Annotated in this window: 19 protein-coding genes and 1 riboswitch; of the genes, 5 read left to right on the forward strand and 14 right to left on the reverse strand. The window is 35.6% G+C overall.

The window, feature by feature from the left end; translation table 11 throughout:
• Positions 1 to 36: 36 nt before the first annotated feature.
• From B1B04_RS13045 to B1B04_RS13060, 4 genes are read left to right on the forward strand one after another with little or no spacing between them, the layout of a single operon-like run.
• Complete coding sequence (locus tag B1B04_RS13045; protein WP_079561883.1) at positions 37 to 1,572, forward strand: spore germination protein; 1,536 nt, start codon at positions 37 to 39, stop codon at positions 1,570 to 1,572.
• Between the two features lie 26 nt (positions 1,573 to 1,598).
• Positions 1,599 to 2,798: a Ger(x)C family spore germination protein gene (locus tag B1B04_RS13050; protein ID WP_079561884.1), complete on the forward strand. Its 1,200-nt coding sequence runs from the start codon at positions 1,599 to 1,601 to the stop codon at positions 2,796 to 2,798.
• Between the two features lie 3 nt (positions 2,799 to 2,801).
• On the forward strand, positions 2,802 to 3,035 hold the full coding sequence (locus B1B04_RS13055; protein ID WP_079561885.1) for a hypothetical protein: 234 nt from the start codon (positions 2,802 to 2,804) through the stop codon (positions 3,033 to 3,035).
• A 39-nt stretch (positions 3,036 to 3,074) separates the two neighbouring features.
• On the forward strand, positions 3,075 to 4,913 hold the full coding sequence (locus tag B1B04_RS13060) for an endospore germination permease (RefSeq protein ID WP_079561886.1): 1,839 nt from the start codon (positions 3,075 to 3,077) through the stop codon (positions 4,911 to 4,913).
• A gap of 164 nt (positions 4,914 to 5,077) precedes the next feature.
• Here B1B04_RS13060 and metA read toward each other — a convergent pair whose 3' ends face one another.
• Both metA and B1B04_RS13070 read right to left on the reverse strand, forming a co-directional pair.
• Positions 5,078 to 6,013 carry a homoserine O-acetyltransferase MetA gene (gene metA / locus B1B04_RS13065; RefSeq protein ID WP_079561887.1) on the reverse strand — a complete coding sequence of 312 codons (936 nt, stop codon included), beginning with the start codon at positions 6,011 to 6,013 and terminating at the stop codon, positions 5,078 to 5,080.
• A gap of 154 nt (positions 6,014 to 6,167) precedes the next feature.
• Positions 6,168 to 6,278, reverse strand: a riboswitch (SAM riboswitch).
• A gap of 223 nt (positions 6,279 to 6,501) precedes the next feature.
• Positions 6,502 to 6,792, reverse strand: coding sequence for a hypothetical protein (locus B1B04_RS13070; RefSeq protein WP_079561888.1), 291 nt, complete (start codon positions 6,790 to 6,792; stop codon positions 6,502 to 6,504).
• 331 nt (positions 6,793 to 7,123) lie between these two features.
• On the opposite strand from B1B04_RS13070, the gene B1B04_RS13075 reads away from it, so the two are divergent.
• Complete coding sequence (locus tag B1B04_RS13075) at positions 7,124 to 7,474, forward strand: helix-turn-helix domain-containing protein (RefSeq protein ID WP_079561889.1); 351 nt, start codon at positions 7,124 to 7,126, stop codon at positions 7,472 to 7,474.
• A gap of 64 nt (positions 7,475 to 7,538) precedes the next feature.
• Here B1B04_RS13075 and B1B04_RS13080 read toward each other — a convergent pair whose 3' ends face one another.
• The 12 genes from B1B04_RS13080 to B1B04_RS13130 form a co-directional block, all read right to left on the reverse strand.
• Positions 7,539 to 8,006 (reverse strand): hypothetical protein, encoded by a 468-nt coding sequence (locus tag B1B04_RS13080; RefSeq protein WP_079561890.1) that lies wholly within the window; start codon positions 8,004 to 8,006, stop codon positions 7,539 to 7,541.
• Positions 8,007 to 8,134: 128 nt separating this feature from the next.
• Positions 8,135 to 8,359: a hypothetical protein gene (locus B1B04_RS13085; protein WP_079561891.1), complete on the reverse strand. Its 225-nt coding sequence runs from the start codon at positions 8,357 to 8,359 to the stop codon at positions 8,135 to 8,137.
• A 22-nt stretch (positions 8,360 to 8,381) separates the two neighbouring features.
• Positions 8,382 to 8,639, reverse strand: a complete 258-nt coding sequence (locus B1B04_RS13090) for a hypothetical protein (protein WP_079561892.1) — start codon at positions 8,637 to 8,639, stop codon at positions 8,382 to 8,384.
• Positions 8,640 to 8,820: 181 nt separating this feature from the next.
• Complete coding sequence (locus B1B04_RS13095) at positions 8,821 to 10,557, reverse strand: phage tail spike protein (protein ID WP_079561893.1); 1,737 nt, start codon at positions 10,555 to 10,557, stop codon at positions 8,821 to 8,823.
• A 21-nt stretch (positions 10,558 to 10,578) separates the two neighbouring features.
• Positions 10,579 to 11,892: a hypothetical protein gene (locus tag B1B04_RS13100; RefSeq protein ID WP_079561894.1), complete on the reverse strand. Its 1,314-nt coding sequence runs from the start codon at positions 11,890 to 11,892 to the stop codon at positions 10,579 to 10,581.
• Positions 11,892 to 12,173 carry a hypothetical protein gene (locus B1B04_RS13105; protein WP_139376974.1) on the reverse strand — a complete coding sequence of 94 codons (282 nt, stop codon included), beginning with the start codon at positions 12,171 to 12,173 and terminating at the stop codon, positions 11,892 to 11,894. Before B1B04_RS13105 ends, B1B04_RS13100 begins: the two co-directional genes overlap by 1 nt.
• A 42-nt stretch (positions 12,174 to 12,215) precedes the next feature.
• Positions 12,216 to 14,978 (reverse strand): flotillin family protein, encoded by a 2,763-nt coding sequence (locus B1B04_RS13110; RefSeq protein ID WP_079561896.1) that lies wholly within the window; start codon positions 14,976 to 14,978, stop codon positions 12,216 to 12,218.
• Between the two features lie 13 nt (positions 14,979 to 14,991).
• Positions 14,992 to 15,804 carry a distal tail protein Dit gene (locus B1B04_RS13115; RefSeq protein ID WP_079561897.1) on the reverse strand — a complete coding sequence of 271 codons (813 nt, stop codon included), beginning with the start codon at positions 15,802 to 15,804 and terminating at the stop codon, positions 14,992 to 14,994.
• On the reverse strand, positions 15,801 to 19,127 hold the full coding sequence (locus tag B1B04_RS13120) for a phage tail tape measure protein (protein WP_079561898.1): 3,327 nt from the start codon (positions 19,125 to 19,127) through the stop codon (positions 15,801 to 15,803). The genes B1B04_RS13115 and B1B04_RS13120 overlap by 4 nt, the downstream gene beginning before the upstream one ends.
• A 106-nt stretch (positions 19,128 to 19,233) precedes the next feature.
• The gene (locus B1B04_RS26460; protein WP_276207758.1) at positions 19,234 to 19,359 is read right to left on the reverse strand and encodes a hypothetical protein; all 126 of its coding nucleotides are present in this window, start codon (positions 19,357 to 19,359) and stop codon (positions 19,234 to 19,236) included.
• A 74-nt stretch (positions 19,360 to 19,433) separates the two neighbouring features.
• Complete coding sequence (locus B1B04_RS13125) at positions 19,434 to 19,781, reverse strand: hypothetical protein (protein ID WP_079561899.1); 348 nt, start codon at positions 19,779 to 19,781, stop codon at positions 19,434 to 19,436.
• A 28-nt stretch (positions 19,782 to 19,809) separates the two neighbouring features.
• A complete protein-coding gene (locus tag B1B04_RS13130; RefSeq protein ID WP_079561900.1) occupies positions 19,810 to 20,385 on the reverse strand; it encodes a major tail protein in 576 nt (191 codons plus the stop codon).
• Positions 20,386 to 20,391: the final 6 nt, after the last annotated feature.

Genomic DNA, 20,391 nt, shown 5'->3' on the forward strand with positions numbered 1-20,391 from the left:
TTCTATATTTATGTAAAAACTTGAGGAGGAAAGAACATGTCTATTTCTAAAATTGCTGATACCTCCCAAAACAACGACCAACTATATAGTTCTCTTTCTCAAAATTTAAAGTTGATAAAAAACACACTGGGGAATAGTAATGACCTTGTCATACGAGAAATAACAATTGGAAAAGCTGAAAAATATACGTTAGCAATCATTTATATAGATGGCTTATCCGATAAAATAAGTATTTCTAATGCTGTGATTGATAAACTAATGCTTGATATTGAAGATCATCAAGATACAGAAATAGAAAAGATTATTCGATATTTGAAAGATTCTTGTTTAACAGCCGGAGATGTGAATGATATTTTCCATTTTTCAGCACTGTACAATTCTATTTTTAACGGTGATACGGTCATCTTATTAGATGAATCTTCAACTGGTATCGTGACAAGTACACAAGGTGCAAAAGATAGAGCCGTTATGGAACCAGCCACAGAGTCGGTTATTAGAGGTCCTAGGGAATCATTTACAGAAACATTACGTACGAACACGGCCCTGATCCGTCGGAAAATTAAAAGTCCAAACCTTTGGATCAAGACCCGGATTGTCGGTGAAGTAACAAAAACGGAAGTTGCAGTTATGTATATAAATGACATTGCCAATGAGAAAATAGTAGCAGAGGTTCTTGCCCGATTAGATCGTATTAATATTGATGGTATCTTAGAAGGCGGCTACATCGAAGATTTTATTCAAGATAACAAATTCACTATATTCCCTACAATTTATAATTCTGAACGGCCTGATGTTATTGCTGGTGAGCTATTAGACGGTAAAATTGCTATTTTAGTGGACGGTTCACCGTTTGTCCTCGTTGTGCCAGCATTATTTACATCCTTTTTACAATCTGCTGAAGATTATTATCAGCATTGGATGATCAGTTCACTTGTACGCATTTTGAGATTTTTTGGAATTGCCCTTGCCTTGGTGGCACCATCACTTTACGTAGCAATCACCACCTTCCATCAAGAAATGCTACCGACTCCTATGCTGATCAGTATTGCGTCTCAACGAGAAGGAGTCCCCTTCCCTGCCGTTGTGGAGGCACTCATTATGGAGATTGCCTTTGAGGTATTAAGAGAAGCAGGTCTTCGAATGCCAAGAACCATTGGACCAGCCGTGTCCATTGTTGGAACATTAGTAATCGGTCAAGCTGCTGTAGAAGCAGGAGTTGTATCAGCCGTAATGGTCATTATTGTAGCCTTAACAGCCATTTGTAGCTTCTTGTTCCCTGCCTATGGCTTATCCAATACAGTTCGTGCTCTTCGTTTCCCATTAATGATTGTATCAGCAATCGTTGGATTATATGGTTTGATGTTTGGCCTGATGATCATCCTACTACATTTATGCAGCATACGAACTTTCGGTGTCCCATATTTAAGTCCATTCGGCCCATTAATTTTAAAGGATCAAAAAGATGCACTTGTGTTGTTCCCGCGTAGAGCTTTATTGACTCGACCACGCTTAATTAGTAACAAAAACACTGTCCGAGGTCATAAATATTTTAATACGAAAAAAAGGAATTAAAAGAATGTGTAAACGAGGAATATACTATGTCAAAATGTAAGGCACTATGTTTACTAATGATTCTTTCTATACTTTTGAGTGGTTGCTGGAGTAAACGCGAACTCAATGAATTAGCAATTGTCGCGGCATTAGGAATAGATAAAGTAGATAATGAATTTGACATAACTGTTCAAGTTGTAATTCCTGGTGAAATCTCTTCCAAACAGCCTACTTCAGGACGATCACCGGTTATTACCTATCATTCAAAAGGTGCAACAGTTTTTGAGGCCATAAGAAAAATGACAACATTAACAGCTCGAAAACTTTATTTTTCTCATCTTCAAATAGTTGTGCTCGGCGATGAATTAGCTAGAGAAGGGATTGGCAAGCCGTTAGATTTAATTTCAAGAGATCATGAATTCCGAAATGATTTCGATGTCATCGTTGCTCATGACGCGACTGCCGAAGAAGTTTTAAATGTATTAACACCTATCGAAAAAGTACCAGCTATTAAAATGCTAAATTCTCTTAGAACGTCGGAGAAAACATGGGGTACAACCCAATCCATTAAAATAGATGAATTAATCAATACTTTAAATACCAAAGAAACAAGCGTAGTCATGTCTGCCATTGAAATTCATGGAGATAAAAGTGTGGGAATGGAGCAAACGAATGTTAAAAAATCAAAGTCATCTGCGGTCTTGAAGTACGCGGGCTTAGCAGTTTTTAAAGAAGATAAATATATTGGGCTTTTAACGGAAGATGAGAGTAGAAGCCTAGGTTTTTTAAAGGACAAAATAGAAAGTACAATTGAAACTCTTGCTTGCCCTAAGGGAGGTACTCTATCAACTGAAATTACACACTCAAAGACAAAAATAAAAGGTAAATTTAAAAATGGATCACCCAAAATCAATGTTGCTATAGATGTTAACCAAAATGTCGGAGAAGTTGAATGTGATATAGACCTTACAAAAGAAAAATCGCTTCAATACGTCAATAAAAAAACGGCAGAACTTATTAAAAAACGAATCGAAAAAACAATCAGTACAGTTCAGCAAAGTTATCGGGTCGATATTTTTGGATTTGGTGAAGTACTGCATCGCACAAATCCGAAAGAGTGGAAAAAAATAAAAAAAGATTGGCTAACCATATTTCAAGAGCTACCAGTTAAAGTCGAAGTACATGTCAACACGCAAGGCTTAGGGACGATGGAAAACTCATTAGTGAATAAGTCGGAGGGAAAATAAACTATGATGATGGCAATATTCATACTAATTATTTCTGCTGCTATAGCCTTTGCCTTTATTCCAACATTAAAAAAAAATAAAGAAACGAAAACGATCGTTATTTTTTCGATTTTTTTATTGCTTGGTGCCGCATTAAATATTGCGATCTTATTAAAGGTCAAAATACCGAGCCCACTAGATTTGATTACTTATATTTTTTCACCTATTAAAGATTACATCGTCTCACTAACTAAGTAATAAGGCAATATTATGTTAAGAAAAAAGGGGTAGTTCATGATGGAAAAAGAAATCATTAGTTCAAGACAATTTATGATCATTACCCTTCTTTTTTCAATTGGTACAGCTATTTTAATTATCCCTGCAAGTGTTGCCAGTGAAGCAAAGCAAGATGCATGGATTGCAGCGATTATTGGTGTCGTTATAAGTTTGCCCATATTAAAGCTTTTCGTTGCTTTAGGAAATAAAACACCCACCCTTACATTTGTAGAAGCTAATGAAAAAATATTAGGTCGTTTTTTCGGAAAATTCACTGCAATCGGCTTTATACTTATATCTTTACTTTCTGCCGGTGAATTATTATATTTCATTGGAATTTTCATGAAAACGGAAATAATGCCTGAAACACCTACGATGGCGTTTGCATTTCTGTTCAGTATTATAATCATTTATGCTGCATTTTTAGGAATTGAAGTTTTTGCCCGTTCTGCAGAGATACTATTTGCAATATTTACTTTAATTTTTATTTTCTTTGTCCTTTTTATTGCACCCTCCATCCAGATTGAAAATATACAGCCAATAATGGAAGCACCAAAAAAATCATTATTCTTTAGTATCATTCGATTTATAAGTCTTTTTTCATTCCCAATTGTCGTATTATTAATGATTTTCCCTTCCGCAGTTAACGTCCAGAAATCTGCGCAAAAAGGGTTTTACATTGGCACAATTTTGGGAGGAATTGTCTTAATTACGATCATCACACTATCGATCCTTGTCCTTGGCCCGGCAAATACTGCTTCACGGACATTCCCTAGCTATGCATTAGCCCAAAGAATTTCAATCGGGAACTTTTTACAACGTATGGAAGTAATTATGGCAGCCATGTGGATTATCACTATTTTTATTAGAACTTTTATGTATTTTTATGCTTCGGTTATCGGGATCGCACACTTATGTAAAATTAAAAATCATCGACCACTCATTTTTCCACTCGGCATGATTATCCTTGGACTTTCACAAATTGTTCATCCAAATATTATTCATTCAGATATTTACAATAGAGATATATGGCCTATATTCGCATTCATTTTAATGATCTTATTGCCATTACTATTATTACTTGTCGCTAAGATTCGTAAAATCAATGGTAATCAAGGAAATAATACGCAATGTAATAGCGGTACGCAAAATCAAAATGGAAATACTACACAAAGTAATAGTAGTAGCAATGGCGGGAATGCTTCTCAAAGTGCTAGTTGTAGTAATAACGATAGTTCTGCCCAAAGTGCAAGTAATAACAATACTTCTACTCAAAGTGATTGTAACGGTAATGGTGGGAATGCTTCTCAAAGTACAAGTAGTGACAGTGGTGGTAACGCTTCTCAAAGTGCGGGTAGTAGCAATAATGACAATTCTGCTCAAAATACAAGTAATAGCAATAATTCTACTCAAAGCGATTGTAACGGCAATGGTGGTAATCCTTCTCAAAGTACAAGTAGTGACAGTGGCGGTAATGCTTCTCAAAGTGCTGATAGTAGCAATAATGATAGTTCTGCCCAAAGTGCAAGTAATAACAATAATTCTACTCAAAGCGATTGTAACGGCAATGGTGGTAATCCTTCTCAAAGTACAAGTAGTAGCAATAATGACAATTCTGCTCAAAATGCAAGTAATAGCAATAATTCTACTCAAAGCGATTGTAACGGCAATGGTGGTAATCCTTCTCAAAGTACAAGTAGTAGCAACAATGACAATTCTGCTCAAAATGCAAGTAATAGTACTGCCGAAAATACTACTCAAAGTAAAATTGAAAACGATACCGGCAATTCTACACAAAATGATAGTGATACCGGAAATACACCAAACAGTGATAAGAATAAAAAATCGCCAGACAATTAACAGCAGTGTGGTTCATTACCAAAAGTGAAGCGGCTCATCGGACGCCCCCCAGGAGGCTCTGTGCGAAAGCAAAGCGGCAGCTACAAAGTGACCAGCCGGAACGGAAATGAGAAAAGTAAAAAATGATGACCCAAAAATATCAAGGTCATCATTTTTCTATGGCATTAAATATGATATTCAATTTGATCAACAAAATCCCATTCGTATGGTGTTTCTTGATAAACATAGTAGTTCAACCAGTTCGAGAATAACAAATGTGTATGGGCACGCCACGTATTAATCGGTTCATTTGCTGGATCATCATTAGGGAAGTAATTCAAGGGCACATCAATATCTAATCCTTTCGCAACATCGCGACTATATTCATCCGCTAAAGTTGTCGCATCATATTCAAGGTGACCAGTAATCATAATATTTTTATTGTCTTTAGATTGCACAATAAAAACACCAGCATCTTCTGAATAAGAGAGCAATCGTAAATCAGGGTGGTTGCGTACTTCATCAGTCGATACAGACGTATAACGCGAATGTGGTGCCGTAAACAAATCACTAAAGCCGCGTACTAAATCCACTGTTAAATCCGTAATGACATGAGAATATACACCTGAGCATTTAGCAGAAAGCCCAATTTTGCCAATACCGTAATGATGGTATAACGCTGCCTGTGCACCCCAACATATATGTAGAACCGATGTTACGTTCGTTTTGGACCATTCCATAATTTCTGAAATTTCCTGCCAGTAGTTCACTTCTTCAAACGGCATTTTTTCTACTGGTGCACCCGTAATAATCATGCCATCATAGCGACGATGACGAATTTGATCGAACGTCGTATAAAATAATTGTAAATGTGATTTACTAACATTTTTCGATTCATGAGTAGCAGTATTCAAAAATGTAATATTCACTTGTAACGGGGTATTCCCTAATAAACGTAGTAATTGCAGCTCTGTTTTTTCTTTTTCTGGCATTAAATTAAAGATTAAGATATTTAACGGACGAATTTGTTGAGTTTTCGCTCTATCCTCTTCCATTATGAAGATTTTTTCCTCACGTAAATGTTCTCCAGCTGGTAAGTTTTTTGGAATATTAATTGGCATCTTGCATTCCCCTCTCTTATAGTTCTCTCTGTTAAACCCATTATTGGCCTTAGTCTCCATACACAGGCCTTGCGTAAAGTCTTTTTTTCGATGAAATTAAAAAATCCCCCTCATTCCATTTGAGATAGAATGAGAAGGATGTTTTCCACGTTCACTCTTATCTCTCAAAGGACAAATCCTTCGCTGGAATTAGCACCTTTCTAACTTTTGTTAGAGGTTGCTGAAGCGTCATCGGGCCAAATCCCTCAACTTCTCTTGATAAGATTATTTAATTAAAAAGAATTGTAACATGAACATTTAAGAATATCAACAATACATAGAATATTTTGTTATTAACCATGCATGTCATTATGTTTGGGAGTAATATATTTGTTTTTTAGTTTATTCCACTTCTTATAAAATCTATGTAATTTTTATTATAACTCATACTTCTGATAAAAAGAAGTGTATAGAATTTCAAATAAAAAAGACTGCTCCTTTGAGGCAATTTACAGCTCTACTATTTCTACCACATCAAACGATTGAAGACGCTCAAGACCAAACAATTCATTATCATAGCTTTCAAAGTAAACACTTGCTACATTTTCGAATGACCATTCTATTTTCTTAAACGCTTCAAGATTGTCAAATAAGATATCTAATAATAACCAACCCTTATCATATTCTTTATGGTTTATTCTATAAGTGTGAATGATATTGTTAGTATCCATAAAAACGATATTCTCAGCTTGCTCGAATTTTGTATTTTTTGTTCTCATTGCTAGTGCTACGTTTATCATATTATTTAACCTCTCTACTTTTGTTTCAGGTATGTTATTTGCCTCAAACTTTTTTAAGCAAAGAAATTAGCCAAATAACTAATTCGTTGACTATTTTTAGCCTTTGATATAGAATGAAGACATAACTAAATAAGACTTTAAAAAGCCTGTGAAATCTACACTTTACCCGTTCCCCAACGAAATAACGTGTTTTATAGGTTGTCTTTTCTATTGTCTTTTTGGTTAATAACTTTGCTTATGAACATAGTATATTAATCTTAAAACTAAAAGTCAAACATTTTTTAGTTCAAAAGCTAACTCACTTGTTCATAAGCCCTCGAGGATGATTGATATGACTATGTTTGACAGATTAAAAAAATTATGTGAAGAACAAAAAATCTCTGTAGTTGAATTAGAAGAAAAGCTTGATTTTGGTAGAAATTCTCTATATGGATGGAAAAAGAAAATTCCTAACGGGGCTAATTTAGAAAAAGTAGCAGATTATTTCAATGTGTCTGTTGACTACCTACTAGGTCGCACAGACGTAAAAAGAAATTTCTATAGCATTGTAAGTGAAAATAACACTGACACAGATATACTTACAATTCAAAGAGCAGTAAATAAAATGACACCCGAAGAAAGAAAGAAAACCATTGCAATCTTGGGAACTGTCTTCGATGGCTTATTTGATAGCGAAGATTAGAACTATTCAATTAGCTAATAAAAACATAAAAAAGACTACCCCCGAAGAGGTAGTCTCAATTAAATTATTTCTTCGGTTTTGGTTTTGGTTTGAATTTCTTCTTAGGCTCTTCTTTGATTTCTTCACTTGGGTTAGGATTGATTACTTTTGTAAGCTTATGCTTCTTATTATCACTAACAAGTAAATAAGTATCACCGTCAATTGGTTTATCTGGATGACCTGCATGCTTCATAGCTAGTGGATTCAAATAGAGATAGAATGAGTCTACCTCCTTACCATCACGATACACCTTGCTCTCAAATGCATAAATTGTACTTAAAATGTCGTGATCCTTCTGATATTTTTCAGAGTACTCCTTGTCGTATGTTGTTTCATAAACAACGTATCTATAAATATCGCCATACTCACTGATATGTTCATTATACTTTTCAAATACACCATTTCTATCTGGTATTAGTACATCCGCCTTTGCAGAAGAGATTGTAAATAGTGATAAACCTAATACGAAAATCCCCGTTAATATTTTCTTCATAATTAACCAACATCCTTTTCTGTATAATGATACCATCTTACCATTACTATACTAATGCATAAAGATGTTATTTCAATTTTCATGTCAATTAAGGTTAATCAAGTTATTTCGATTCCTTTTGTCGTAAATCATTGTCTATAACTTTTTTCATCTTCTGGATACTTCCTAGTTTCATCATAGGAACTCCCTTTAGCAAAAAAGAAAATAACTACAGCCATGATAATTGACTGAATGAAATCTACTTGCAATACGCCACTTAGAGATAAGACTACAAATAGCATAGACACACTTAAGGCGATAATATTGCGTATTTCTAATAGCTTTGCTAACTGTTCTACTATCCTTCTTTTCACTACAGCACCTCCTTTTATCCATTTATTTAACTTTTTCTTCAATTGTTTTTAGTCGTATATCATGCTTCTCAATCTCAACAGTGTGTTCAAATACTTTTTCTCGTATTTCTTTTTGGTCAAGCTTAACCTCTTCCAGATGCTCGTTTAGTCTATCGACGCTGTTGTTTAGATTTAACATAGTGCTATCGACACCGTTCATAATCTTCCATATAGCAACCAGACCGCCCACAACAACTGAAATGATTGTTAAGACTGCTATAATAAATTCTAATACTCCCATTTTTTCACCATTAAAAAAACCGATACACATATAAGCACATCGGGTCAGTCCTTTATTTATTTGTTTGTTCTTCTTTTATTGGAAAAATACCAATAACAATGTGCTTGTTTACAACTAAATCACCGAAGCTCATTTGATTGTTTAATTGTAATAAGTATTTCATTTTTATTTTCTCCATCCTTTAGGTCAATTCTACTCGCCCCACTGTTGAGCCGTTTACTTTTACATATAAATTGCCCTTTGAATAAGATAATCCAATACCAGACGACTCTGCTCTTACTACACCGACAATATTTGTAGTAGAAGGAACATTTAATGTGCCGTATATAGTGTTATAACCATTTATTTCATTATAGTTGCCATCTAATCTGACATTAGGTGAAGATAGATTCATGTAACTACCATTGTAGCTAATAGTAGCACCACTCCCGAACCATACCGACTTTTCACCACCACTTTGCCCTAGATATAAATTATTGCCTACTGTTGCGTCTGTAGCAATACTAATACTGGAACGACCTGTAATAGTACCGTTAGCAATAACTGCACCATTTAAATCAATCTTATCCGCATTAATAGATACATTCCCTGGGGCTACGTTAATATTACTGATTAAATTATCTCCTCTTGTTTCAAGAGTGATTCTGTTATTAGTTTGAACAATACTTGATTCTGCTTGCCCCATTCTACTATCTAGACCAGATACATTAGATTCAACTCTGTCTGCTCGTATTGTGAGGTTTGCGATATTCTTTTTATTATCAGAAACATTAGCTTCGATTCCTTCTGCTTTAACGGTTAACTTACTGATACTATCCTTGTTGTCTTTTACTTCTGCTCTGATTTCCTTATCCGTCAGCTCAAGTTCGGCAATAGATTCACCAATAGTTTCTACAGCCATGCTAATTCGGTCATTAGTTTGTTCAAATTTAGAGCGTGTAATCTTCTTATTCTCGTCTATTTCTACTTTTTGTGAGATTAAGATATCAGTAGTTGTTTTAGGTAAGCTGTTACCTAGTGTTACTTTAACCGTTCTCAACTGACCATTTACGAACCCCTTAGACTGAGAAAGTATACGTGTTTGTAGTTCAATGTCTAGAGGCTCATAGATAAGCCACACACGTTCACCTAACTCTTTATCTAACAATTCTATTGAGTCCATTTCGAATGTCATTTCTGGTTCATCTGTTAGTACTGATTTCAAGTGGTCTAGTAATTCATTTGGACTAGTGTATCTGTCGTCATGTACTGGGTCAGCTTCACGTTTACCAAACTTATCGGCATTAGGTGATAGATAAGAAACAAATACTTGACCTCCGTTTTGTTCATCAATATGTCCGTAACCTTCTATATAAGTCTTAAGCTTAGTTGTATCAACATTCTTAGATAATGCTTGTACATTATGTCCGTATCTATATTGAGCATCATAGTCTCCACCTATCTTCTTAGAGAAATGGATTAGATTGTTCTTTCTAATTTCAAACTCACATTCGAATACCTGACATAAAGCATTCGTTAAGGCTACTATATTATTCTCTCCAAAGTTTTCAATAAAGCGTGATTCATTGAAGTCAGTTGAAGTTCTCCAACCTGTATCTTTAAATAGGTAATTTAGGAACTCATTGAATGTGCGAGTACCGCCATATATATCATTACGTCTAGTATCTATCAAATCAAAGTAAGTTGATAGAGCTGTCACTTGTTTACCTGTCCTAGTTTCTTTCATCTGCTTAACTCTATAGTCATAGTCATCTACTGTAACTATAGACTCTTCTGTTAATATAGAATGACCAACATTCTTTTCATCATTAACAGAATTAAAGGAGATACTAAAATCTCCCTTAATCTCTTGCTTCATTTCGAAACTAGATAGATATACCAAAGGTTCTGATTCATTGCCGTTTGTTACGTATATCATCTAATTCTCCTTCCTTATTTATTATCTAACTAAACCACCATTTAATATATTTTCATTCTGCGAGCCTGTGATAGATACACTATTTTTCACTATAGTTGCACCCCATGAAGCTTTAAATACAGTATTATTGCCTGAACCATCACAATACCCAACATAAACAGTAGACATGTCAGAAGCTTCTATAGCATTTACTTTATTTGCTATAGTGCAACTTGAAATGTTTACAAAAGAAGCTTCTGCTACTACACCTGAATAGATTGAACTATCTGGCATAATACTTGCAGAACATTGAACATGAGAACATCTTTTTGCACTTATAGGTAGATTGTTACCACCATAAAAATTAATTCCATATAATGTTATTTTAACAACACACCCACGCATATGCACACCCATGAGTTTATAACCTACAGATTCAGCCTTAGTACTTGCACCTCTAATTTCTATTTCACTACTTCCTACAAACCCATCTATACGAACATATTCATTATAAGTACCTTTGTCTAATATAATCATATAATTACCATCTAAAAATTTTGGTATTTTATCTAATGCTGCTTGTATAGTCTTGAACTTCTTAGCTGTATTACCAACTTCACCTGTAAAGTCATCGCCTGTTGTGGGATTAATGTAATAAGTACCTCCACCGATTGAGCGTGTGATAGCATCCTTAGCTTTTTCTAAAGCACCTATTTGAAATGGATGGGAGGCAGGGTTAGCAGGTGCATTATCAGTACTTACTAACAATAATTCCATTTGTTCTAAAATGTCTCCTGCATTATGTGGATAGTTAGTTAAATATTCAACCTCAATATATAGGGGTGTTTTCTCAGACCTTTTTACTAGTGTGAAATAAGGCTTAAAATCTGTATTGGGAGAACTTAAACCGTTAATCACATAAAACATATTTGCAAAGTCTTTAGTTATATCTATTAAGTTGGATGTTGCATTAACTCCAGTTTGTCCAACATTACGTCTAGCAACATCATATTGTATTTCAGCCGTACCACCATTGTTTGTTACATAGATTTTAGATGAGTATCTAACTGTTATTCTACCAACCATCATAGTGTCTGGAAATTGAAATCGTAATAATTCTCTATTTGTATTATTAGCCCAATCATTAAACACTGGAAAACGTCTAATTGCATGGTTTGCATTGATACGCTCTACACCATACTCTGGATTTTTATCATTTAATACTTTACCCATTTCAGCAGAAAGCGCCTTATCTGCTCCACCTGTTATTAAATCATTTACTATATCAACATTTGATTCTGTAAGCTTCTGTTTTAAAGAATCTGACAAGTTTTCATATGAAACATTACCTGTCATTACTTACCATTCCCTTCTAATTGTTTCTTTAATTCTTCAATTTCTTTTAACTTTTGTTCTAATAGTTCTTGTGGTGTTAATTCACGTTGAATTGGTTTGAATACTGGCTTACGTGTCTTACGGTCAATACTCTCTAAATATTGTTCATTGTATTTCATAGTTCCATATTCTAAATCTACATAATCAATACGACCTAAAATATCTTCATGTGGGAATGGAGAAGAAGTTTGCATTTCCCCTGTTTGCCATAGTATATTGCCTGAGAATGAATCGAAAAACACTCTATTTCCTCGTGTATACATAAAAAATCATTTCCTTTCTAATTATAATGAATAAGCTTCAAAATATTGACTGCCACTATAGAGAACAGGTAGATTAACCCTGAATCTAGTAGTAGTATTCTCCAAGATATCAGCTTGGTAGTTATATGTTGAAGCACTCTCCATACCGCCTCTATATTGACCGCATTTTACTAAGTGCATACCAAATGCTCCATCACTGCCATATGAATAATATGAATCCCATGCATATCCATTACTATCCCATCTATTAACTCTAATGATTGAAGGTTTGAACGGTAAGTCTATTGACACATAATACTGAGATGAAGTGCTACCACCATTAGCATGTGTGAATGCTTTAGGTGAAGTGGATGAGTTTACCGAACCACTTGCGTATTTCTTACCAGTACTTATTGCATTAATATTGTTTGCCATAACATCAAACGTAGCATCCGAAGCTGTTGGTACACCTTTTGTCGTGATAGCGGATGCTACTTTCTTTTTCCCATCAACGACAGATTGCTTTAAATCTTGTAAACTAGTCCAAACGTTGTCATGACCTTTGAATTGAATATTCTTATCACTGTAAAATGCCATTGCAAGATTTCCATTTACTAGCATATCTACACCAGATGAATTGTTAGTATCGTTCGCTTTATTTTTTATGATGAAATCATTTACAGAACCATCAGAACGACTTCCTTTTAAACTTATAGATGCATTGTTCTTATCAACAACTAAATCACCAGTCATAGTACCACCAGTACTATTTAAGAATGAGGATGTTTGAGCTACCCAAGGATAACCGCCACCTGTTGGACTTCCTGTATCTTGTGCTTCACAAGTAGAAGCATTTACAGAATCAAACAATAGTTTGTTCTCCCCAATATATCCATCTACTTCTAGCTTAATCATAAATGGCATAGAACCTAATGGTGCTTTCATAATTGGTAATACTAAATCATTGCTTAAGAATATAGGTTTCTTGATATCATAAGTCTTAGCAAATGAATCTGTGATAGTTTCAATGATATAATCTGCTTGTTTAACTCCACCTCTATCTGAATAGTTAGCTACACGATAAGCTACAGTAGCACCACCATGAGATTCAGAATGACCCCAGAATGATGTATAAGTTGCCTTAACAATACCTGAGAATTGAGCATCAAATGGAATAGTGATATTTAGAGTTTCAACGTTGTCTGTACCGTTCCAACCTCCACCAATGCCATCGATGCATAGAGTTTTAGATACTGAACGATTACCTAAGTTAGTTACATATGCATTGTTGTATTTGCCTAACTGCCAAGCGTCTTTAGTTTTACTTGCTTCCTCGATAGCTGTTTTAACTTCGTCAGATAGTTTATTCATACCAACTGAACCATCAACTAAAGCTGTACCACTAATTAAACCGTTAAGGTCTGGTACATTCTTGAAAATAACAATATCAATGTTATTATCTGCAATTTCTGATTCTGGTGAATCAAAGCTTAGTTTATATCCTGTACCTGCTGAACCAATGATTGAATATTTTTCTGGACGTAAATACACAGTGTTGAAGTATACTAGTACGCTATCTGTAGTAAGGTCTAGAGAATCATTAGGAATAGTCCAATTCTTCTGATTCTTTACAGTAGTCTTAAGCTTAAGTGGTAAAGTTACAAACTTACCGCCTGAACCAGAACCTCCACCTTTAACCCATTCGCTATCAGAAATTACATTAGCACCATCTGTACGAATGACTCGTGTGAAAGTTACACCTAAGATTACATCTACTAATTGATAGTGTTTAGTTACAACTGCACCATCAATATCTACAATAACTTGACCTAAGTAGTCTGTAGAATCTGGTAAGAAACTACCGTCAATTGTTTGAACTTGTTTGAATCCTGAGATAGTAGAATCTTTAAACTCTACTTCTGTTACAGATACTAAGTCATTAGATGTATAGCCTTGAGATGTAAACTTGTTCTCTGCTTGAGCAATAAGACCGTCTGTATCATCTTTCGTATAAGCGTTTAATAGTCCTGTATCAATTTCTACGTTTCCGTTTTCATCTGGTTGTACACCATTTACAGAACCTACAGCACCTTTACCATCTACACCACGTTGAGCTAATAGAATCCAGTTTTCATCTGTTGTTGTTGGTGGTTTGTTTGTATTATTATTTACTTTGGATTGGAACGTATTACCGTTACGAGTTACTACGTTATTACGAGAATAAGTTACAGTAGATTTCCATTCTGTAGCAGTATCCCAGCCTTTAATTTTCTCATAAGCGTCTTTAGCATTAGCTGTAGCTACTTGTGAGTTTGCAATTTCAGAATTAAGCTGAGTTTGAAGGTTTGTTAAATCTAAGAATAAAGTATTACCAGTTGTAATAAGAGTTTGCATTTCTTTGATTGTAGCTAAAGAAGTTGAATTGATTTGTTTAGTCTCACTGATTAAAACAGCTACTTCTTGAATCTTAACTATTGCTTCTGCTGTTGCTTTATCAGCTTCTGCTTTAGCCTTAAGAGCATCCATAGTAGCGTCTTTAGCATTTTGTGTAGCAGTTTCAGATTTAGCAATTGCTTCGTTAGCTAGTGCCGTTACTTCTTCTGCATTTTCTGTAGCTTTGATAGCATTCTCTGTAGCAATACGAATAGCCTCTAAGATTTCATTTACCTCTTTACCGCCTGCTAATACGTTAATCTGGAATTGTAAGTCTGTAAGACCGCCTATGATTCTATCCCAGTTCTCGTTAATCTTGATTCGTTCTTCTCTAGTAATTGGATTACCAGTGTTATTTAATATAATTGTCATTTCGCTCTCCTTTCTATAGGTACAAGAATCTGAAATCAAACTCTATATTCGAAACTGTTCCACCATCTACTGTGAAGCTATTTTTACCTTGTGTAAGTGTGATTAGTTTCTTATTTGTGTCTCTGAACGCACTTGTGCCATTCTTAAGAGTTCTTATTCCGTCTAGTATTAATGTATCTGCGCTACTTAATACTTTTGTGTATTTGTATACATCACCAGTTGTATTATTTGTAATCGTCAGACCGTTTGGGAAATCTCCTTGTACAGTAACCTTAATTTCGCTTTGTCTAGGGTCAATGTGAGCTGTACCTTGATTCAACACTGTGAAGTTACTCTCTGTAAATGAGTATGAAATATCATCATCCCATGTTATATGACCATTCCAAGCCCACTGGTTTCTATCCCATTCTTTCACCATTTGTTTAGTTGTTGCTGTGGATTCACCGAAGATATTTACACAAGTAAATTCTAACTCGAATGCTTCCATATGCTGATTAGGCTCTAACATAAAACCTTGATTTAATTTAACTAGATATCGTTTATACGGTTCATTCTTAAAAGTAATATAGAATGATTCTTTACGTGTAAACAATGCATTGATTTCATCTCTTAGTAAATAGAAGTCATAGATATCTGTTGATTCATATAGCAATTGCACTGAGATCACTCTGTCAGTGAATTGACTCTCTGTAAAGATTCCACCGTCTCTCCCATCCACCATTTCAATCGAATGAGATAGTGAAATAGAAGGGATACGATGAAATAAACGTTGTAAATTGTAGTCTGCGATATCCAATTTCTTACCGTTTAATAATTGGATTATCATAAGTTAACCCCTTTCGTTGAAGCTAATATATTCGTTTGTTTGTATTGTCTCTGATTTATTGTGTCGAATGTAATTTCTCCGACCTTCTCACCATCCATGTAAACCGGTGCAGGCTGTACGTACATTACCTGTTGACCTCCACCCATCTGCTCTGCAATACCCTTGCCGATACCTGCTAATACTTTTGGTGTTAATGGTAGAATTGCTTCTGATACGTTCGGAACTTCACCACCAACCATTAAATTGTTGCCGTTCATACCGAATGCTGTAGGCTTAGTCATTAAACCGCCTTTTGCATACCAGTCAATACCAATCTTAGGCACAGAAGGAGGATTTAATGAGAATGAACCAGACATTTTAAAGTGAGGCATTGGAGGCATCTTAGGTTTAGGAAACTCAAATTTCAGACCTTTAAAGAATCCTGTGATTTTATCAAGAGATTTACTAAATACCCCTTCAATATCACCCCAAAGCTTCTTAGCTCCTGTCCACATATCGGATAAAGATTTCTTGAAATTCGTACCCATATCAGACCATACTTTGCCTATATCACCTTTGAATTTCTCCCATTTTGTTTTAACTTCTCCTGTTTCCCAATTAACTTCATTTACGTGTTCTTTTGCTTGACCTTTAGCTTCTGAAACAACCTTTTGGTGCATTTCATTAGCATTCTTAATAGTATTTGTCTTAGAGCGTTCAGCTTCTTTGATTAATGCGTCTGCTTCTTGTGCTGAAATAGACTTGTCTTCGTCTCGCATTTTAGTAATAGCGGCAACACGTTTCTTATAAGTCTCTTCTGCGTCTTTGATAGTTTCATCCTTCTGCTTATTAGAGTTCTTAACTACGTCTGCGGCTTGTTGTGCAGTAATTTGTGATGAATCACGTTTGAGAGTTTCTAAGATAACCTTCTGGTCACGCTCTGACTCAGACAAATATTGTACAGCCTTTTCTTTCATGCCTAATTGAATCTTTTCTATCTCTGCGGCTTCTTGTTGATTAATACCACGCTTTTCGTTAGATGCAGTTTGATAGATTTGATTAATCTTAGCTTGACCTTCTGTAATAGCTGTTTGTTCTTCTATTTGCTTCTGCTTAGTTGCTTCTAATATTTCAGCTTCACGAGTTGCTGAAAGAGCTTTAGACTCTTCGAAGTAAGTAGTCTGTTCTTCTAATTGAGTTTTATGTTTCTCTCTCATATTAGTTAAGATTGCTTCTGTCATTTGATTATTAGTTTCAATCAAACTAGTAGCCATTTCACCAGTGATAGTTTCACCAGACCATTTTAACTGTAGGAATGCATCTGTTGCTTTCTTATCTAAGTCCATATAAGCACCAACTGCTTTTGCAGTACCTTCACTTACATTATTAGACCAATCTTCTACTTCAAATGATGATTGTTGCATATGCTTATTCAATGCAAATAAGCCAATACCTACTGCGGCAATGGCGGCTATTGTTAAACCAATGGGTCCCGTTAATACTGTGAATGTAGTTCCTAATATACCTGCTGTAGCACTTGCTCCACCTAACATCCCAACTAATGAGCCAATAGCAGGCATGAAAGCCGCAAATGCACCAAGCAATGTACCGACTGCCACAACAACTGCAACTAATGTTCCTGCCAATTTAGGATTCTCTGCTACCCAGTCAGCAATAGAGGCTACTACTTCTGCGATATCTGCCAACACAGGAGCCATAGACTCTTTTACATCATTCATAGCTTCTGCTAATCTATAAGCAGGGTCTGCTTCAAGCGTTGATGTGTCGTCCTTCAACTTACCAGTCATTTCACCAGTAGTTTTCATGTGTTTGCCCATGTTTTGTAATGAGTCTGAAATCTTCTTGCCTTGCTCTTCCCAAAGTGTGCCGTAGAGTTTAACACCAATTTCATTGCGTTTAGTTTCGTCTTCTATCCCCATTAAGGCGGCATTCATTTCGACCAATGCTTTCGCCCCATCGTCTCCACCTTTGGCTACTGCTTGACCCCACTTCTCTAATGCTTCTGCTGAAATATTAGTACCCTCAAGAGATTCCTTCATGGCTTTGTCTACACCTTGACCAAATTCAGCCGCAACAATACGACCTTCCTTCAATCCATCCATGAGGATATCAATGTTCCATGTTCCTGTTTCTACACCTGCCGCCATAATAGCTTGAACTTCTTCTGCTGAGAATCCTGCCATTTTAAGTTGTGAGCCGTACTCAGAGATAATATCTAATTGCTCTGAGGGGAATCCAACTGATAGTAGTTGATTAGTTAAACCCAATGCTTCTTGTTGAGTAATACCAAGCTCTTTACCAATTTCATGTGATTCCTGAATTAGCTCCTTAAAGTCAACTTCTTTGTACGCTCTAGAAATCATAGAAGCACCTTTGATAATCTCCTGATTGGTTTCAACAGATGCATTCTTATTAAGTGTGAATTGTCGTCTAACACCTTCGTATGCGGCTTCTTCGTCACCTATTGCGGCAACTACACTATTGATTGAGCTACGTACAACTTCAACATCTCCACCTTTAATACCCATAGAAAGTTCTATGTCAGTATTAAGAGAAGACACGTCTAATGCTTCACCGATTATAGCCGCTAATCCACCACCTGCAACCAATCCGCCTGCAACTGCTGATAATTTATTACCGAATCCGTTTACTTCATCTCCTGCTTCTTTAGCTTCTTTAGAAACTTGTGCTAATTCCTTTTGGACTTGTTTAAGCCCTTTCTGGTCAACATTAGCAAGAGCATGTTTCATCTTCTCAAAGTCAGCACTAGAACCTAAAGCAGTTTTACCCATCTTCTCTAAGGCTTGTTCTAGTTGCTGTGAGCTTGCCTTACCTTCTTTAATAGCATTTGTCAACTTAGTTCCTAAAACGTCTGAGAAAGTATTTACAGAAGTTCCAGTAGCTTCAAAGAACGTCTTCATATTCTTTGTTGATTCAGCTAATGCATGATGTTCTGCACGAGTCTTATCTATTTGACCTTGATAGGATTTTAATCCTTGTTCGGTCATAACTAATTCACGTTGAAATGCTCTGTATTGTTCTTCGCCAATCTTGCCATTCTTAAATTGTTCTTCTACTTGTGATTGAGCCTTTTTCAATACATCTAATTTATCTGCTGTATTGGACACTTGCTTTTGTAGTAGTTGCTGTTTCTGTGCGTATAGTTCGGTAGAAGAAGGGTCAATTTTGGAGGCTTTCTCAACTTCTTTTAATTCTTTCTGGGTCTTTACAGCTTCTTTCTCGACATTCTGTAGAGCTTTATCTAGTCCCCTAGTGTCACCACCAATATCAAAAGTAATACCCTTGATTCCTTTACCTGCCATTAAATATATTTGCTCCTTTCTATAATTTGAATCATAGAAAATCACAAATGAATCTTCTATGTAATAAAAAAAGGGAACTACCAATATTGGCAATTCCCCAGTAGTTTTATATTTTCAATGCGTTTATATCTGCTTGAGTTGCTTTTCTTACTGTACCTTTACCATTATCATCTTTTGGATGTTTCATTTCAAAATACAACTCTATATGTTCTAATACCATACCTATAGACATTAAATCCATTTCACCAAAAGACAACTTAGATTCTTTAGCCATTAATAGATAGATAGCTGTAGAAGGGTCTTCATTTACTTCTTGCTTCGTGTTGGCTTTTTTTTAGGAGCAACTGAGAAGTTTGCTTGAATTAGTGGCAAGATTTCAGGGAAGATATCCATGATTGGAAAACCTTCATCGAATGAATCCAACCAAGCGTCCATATCTGGGATTTCTGGATTGCCTTTCTTTGCTAAACAGTAAACCATTTGATAGAACTCGATTGACTCGAACGCTATGCCTGCTGATTGAGACTTTTCTAAGTTCATGAAATCCTTTAAGAAATCTGCACCTGCGAACATTGAACGATACATTAAAGGTGTTTGTCCTGTAATCTTGAACACTACTTCTTTATCATTAATTGTAATAACTTTTTCTGCCATCGGGATTTATTCCTCTTTCTGTTGTCTATTAAGGTTGCACTGGTACGTCTACTGGCTCTACAACTGCCTTGAAGAAGTCATTGTACATTTCTTCTGGTGTAGCTTCACCTGTGTTCCAACGAATAGCTTTGTCGTTAAGTCGTGGTTTTGCTGTAAATGATAGCTCTTGACCTTCGATTTCGATCGATTCTGCAACTGTGTTAGCTGTTTGAGAAGGACGAGCGATAGAACAGTTGTAATATACAAAGCGTGTTGCTTGTTCGTCACCGTCTACTTCAAACATTAGAGCTACATCTTTAGGGCGAGCGTCAGAAGTTTCTAAGAAACCACCGTTTACCATTTTCTCACCTAATACTTCTGTACGTAGCTTGTCTGTAATCATTGCAATATTTAATGCACCTTCGTAGCCGTTGTTAGCAAAACGAGAGAAGTGGACACCGTTATCAGCATAGAATTTTCCTTCGTCACCAACTGGGTTAAGTGCTAATGAAACCGCACCTTCAACTCGCACTGGTGTATTATATTTGTAAGAACCATTTGTTTCACGTTCGTAAGTAGCGTAGTGAACGTTTGTTAAACCGAATACTACTGTATTTTTACCCATAGATTA

Origin of the sequence: Lysinibacillus sp. KCTC 33748, assembly GCF_002237755.1 — a bacterium.
Taxonomy (GTDB): domain Bacteria; phylum Bacillota; class Bacilli; order Bacillales_A; family Planococcaceae; genus Lysinibacillus.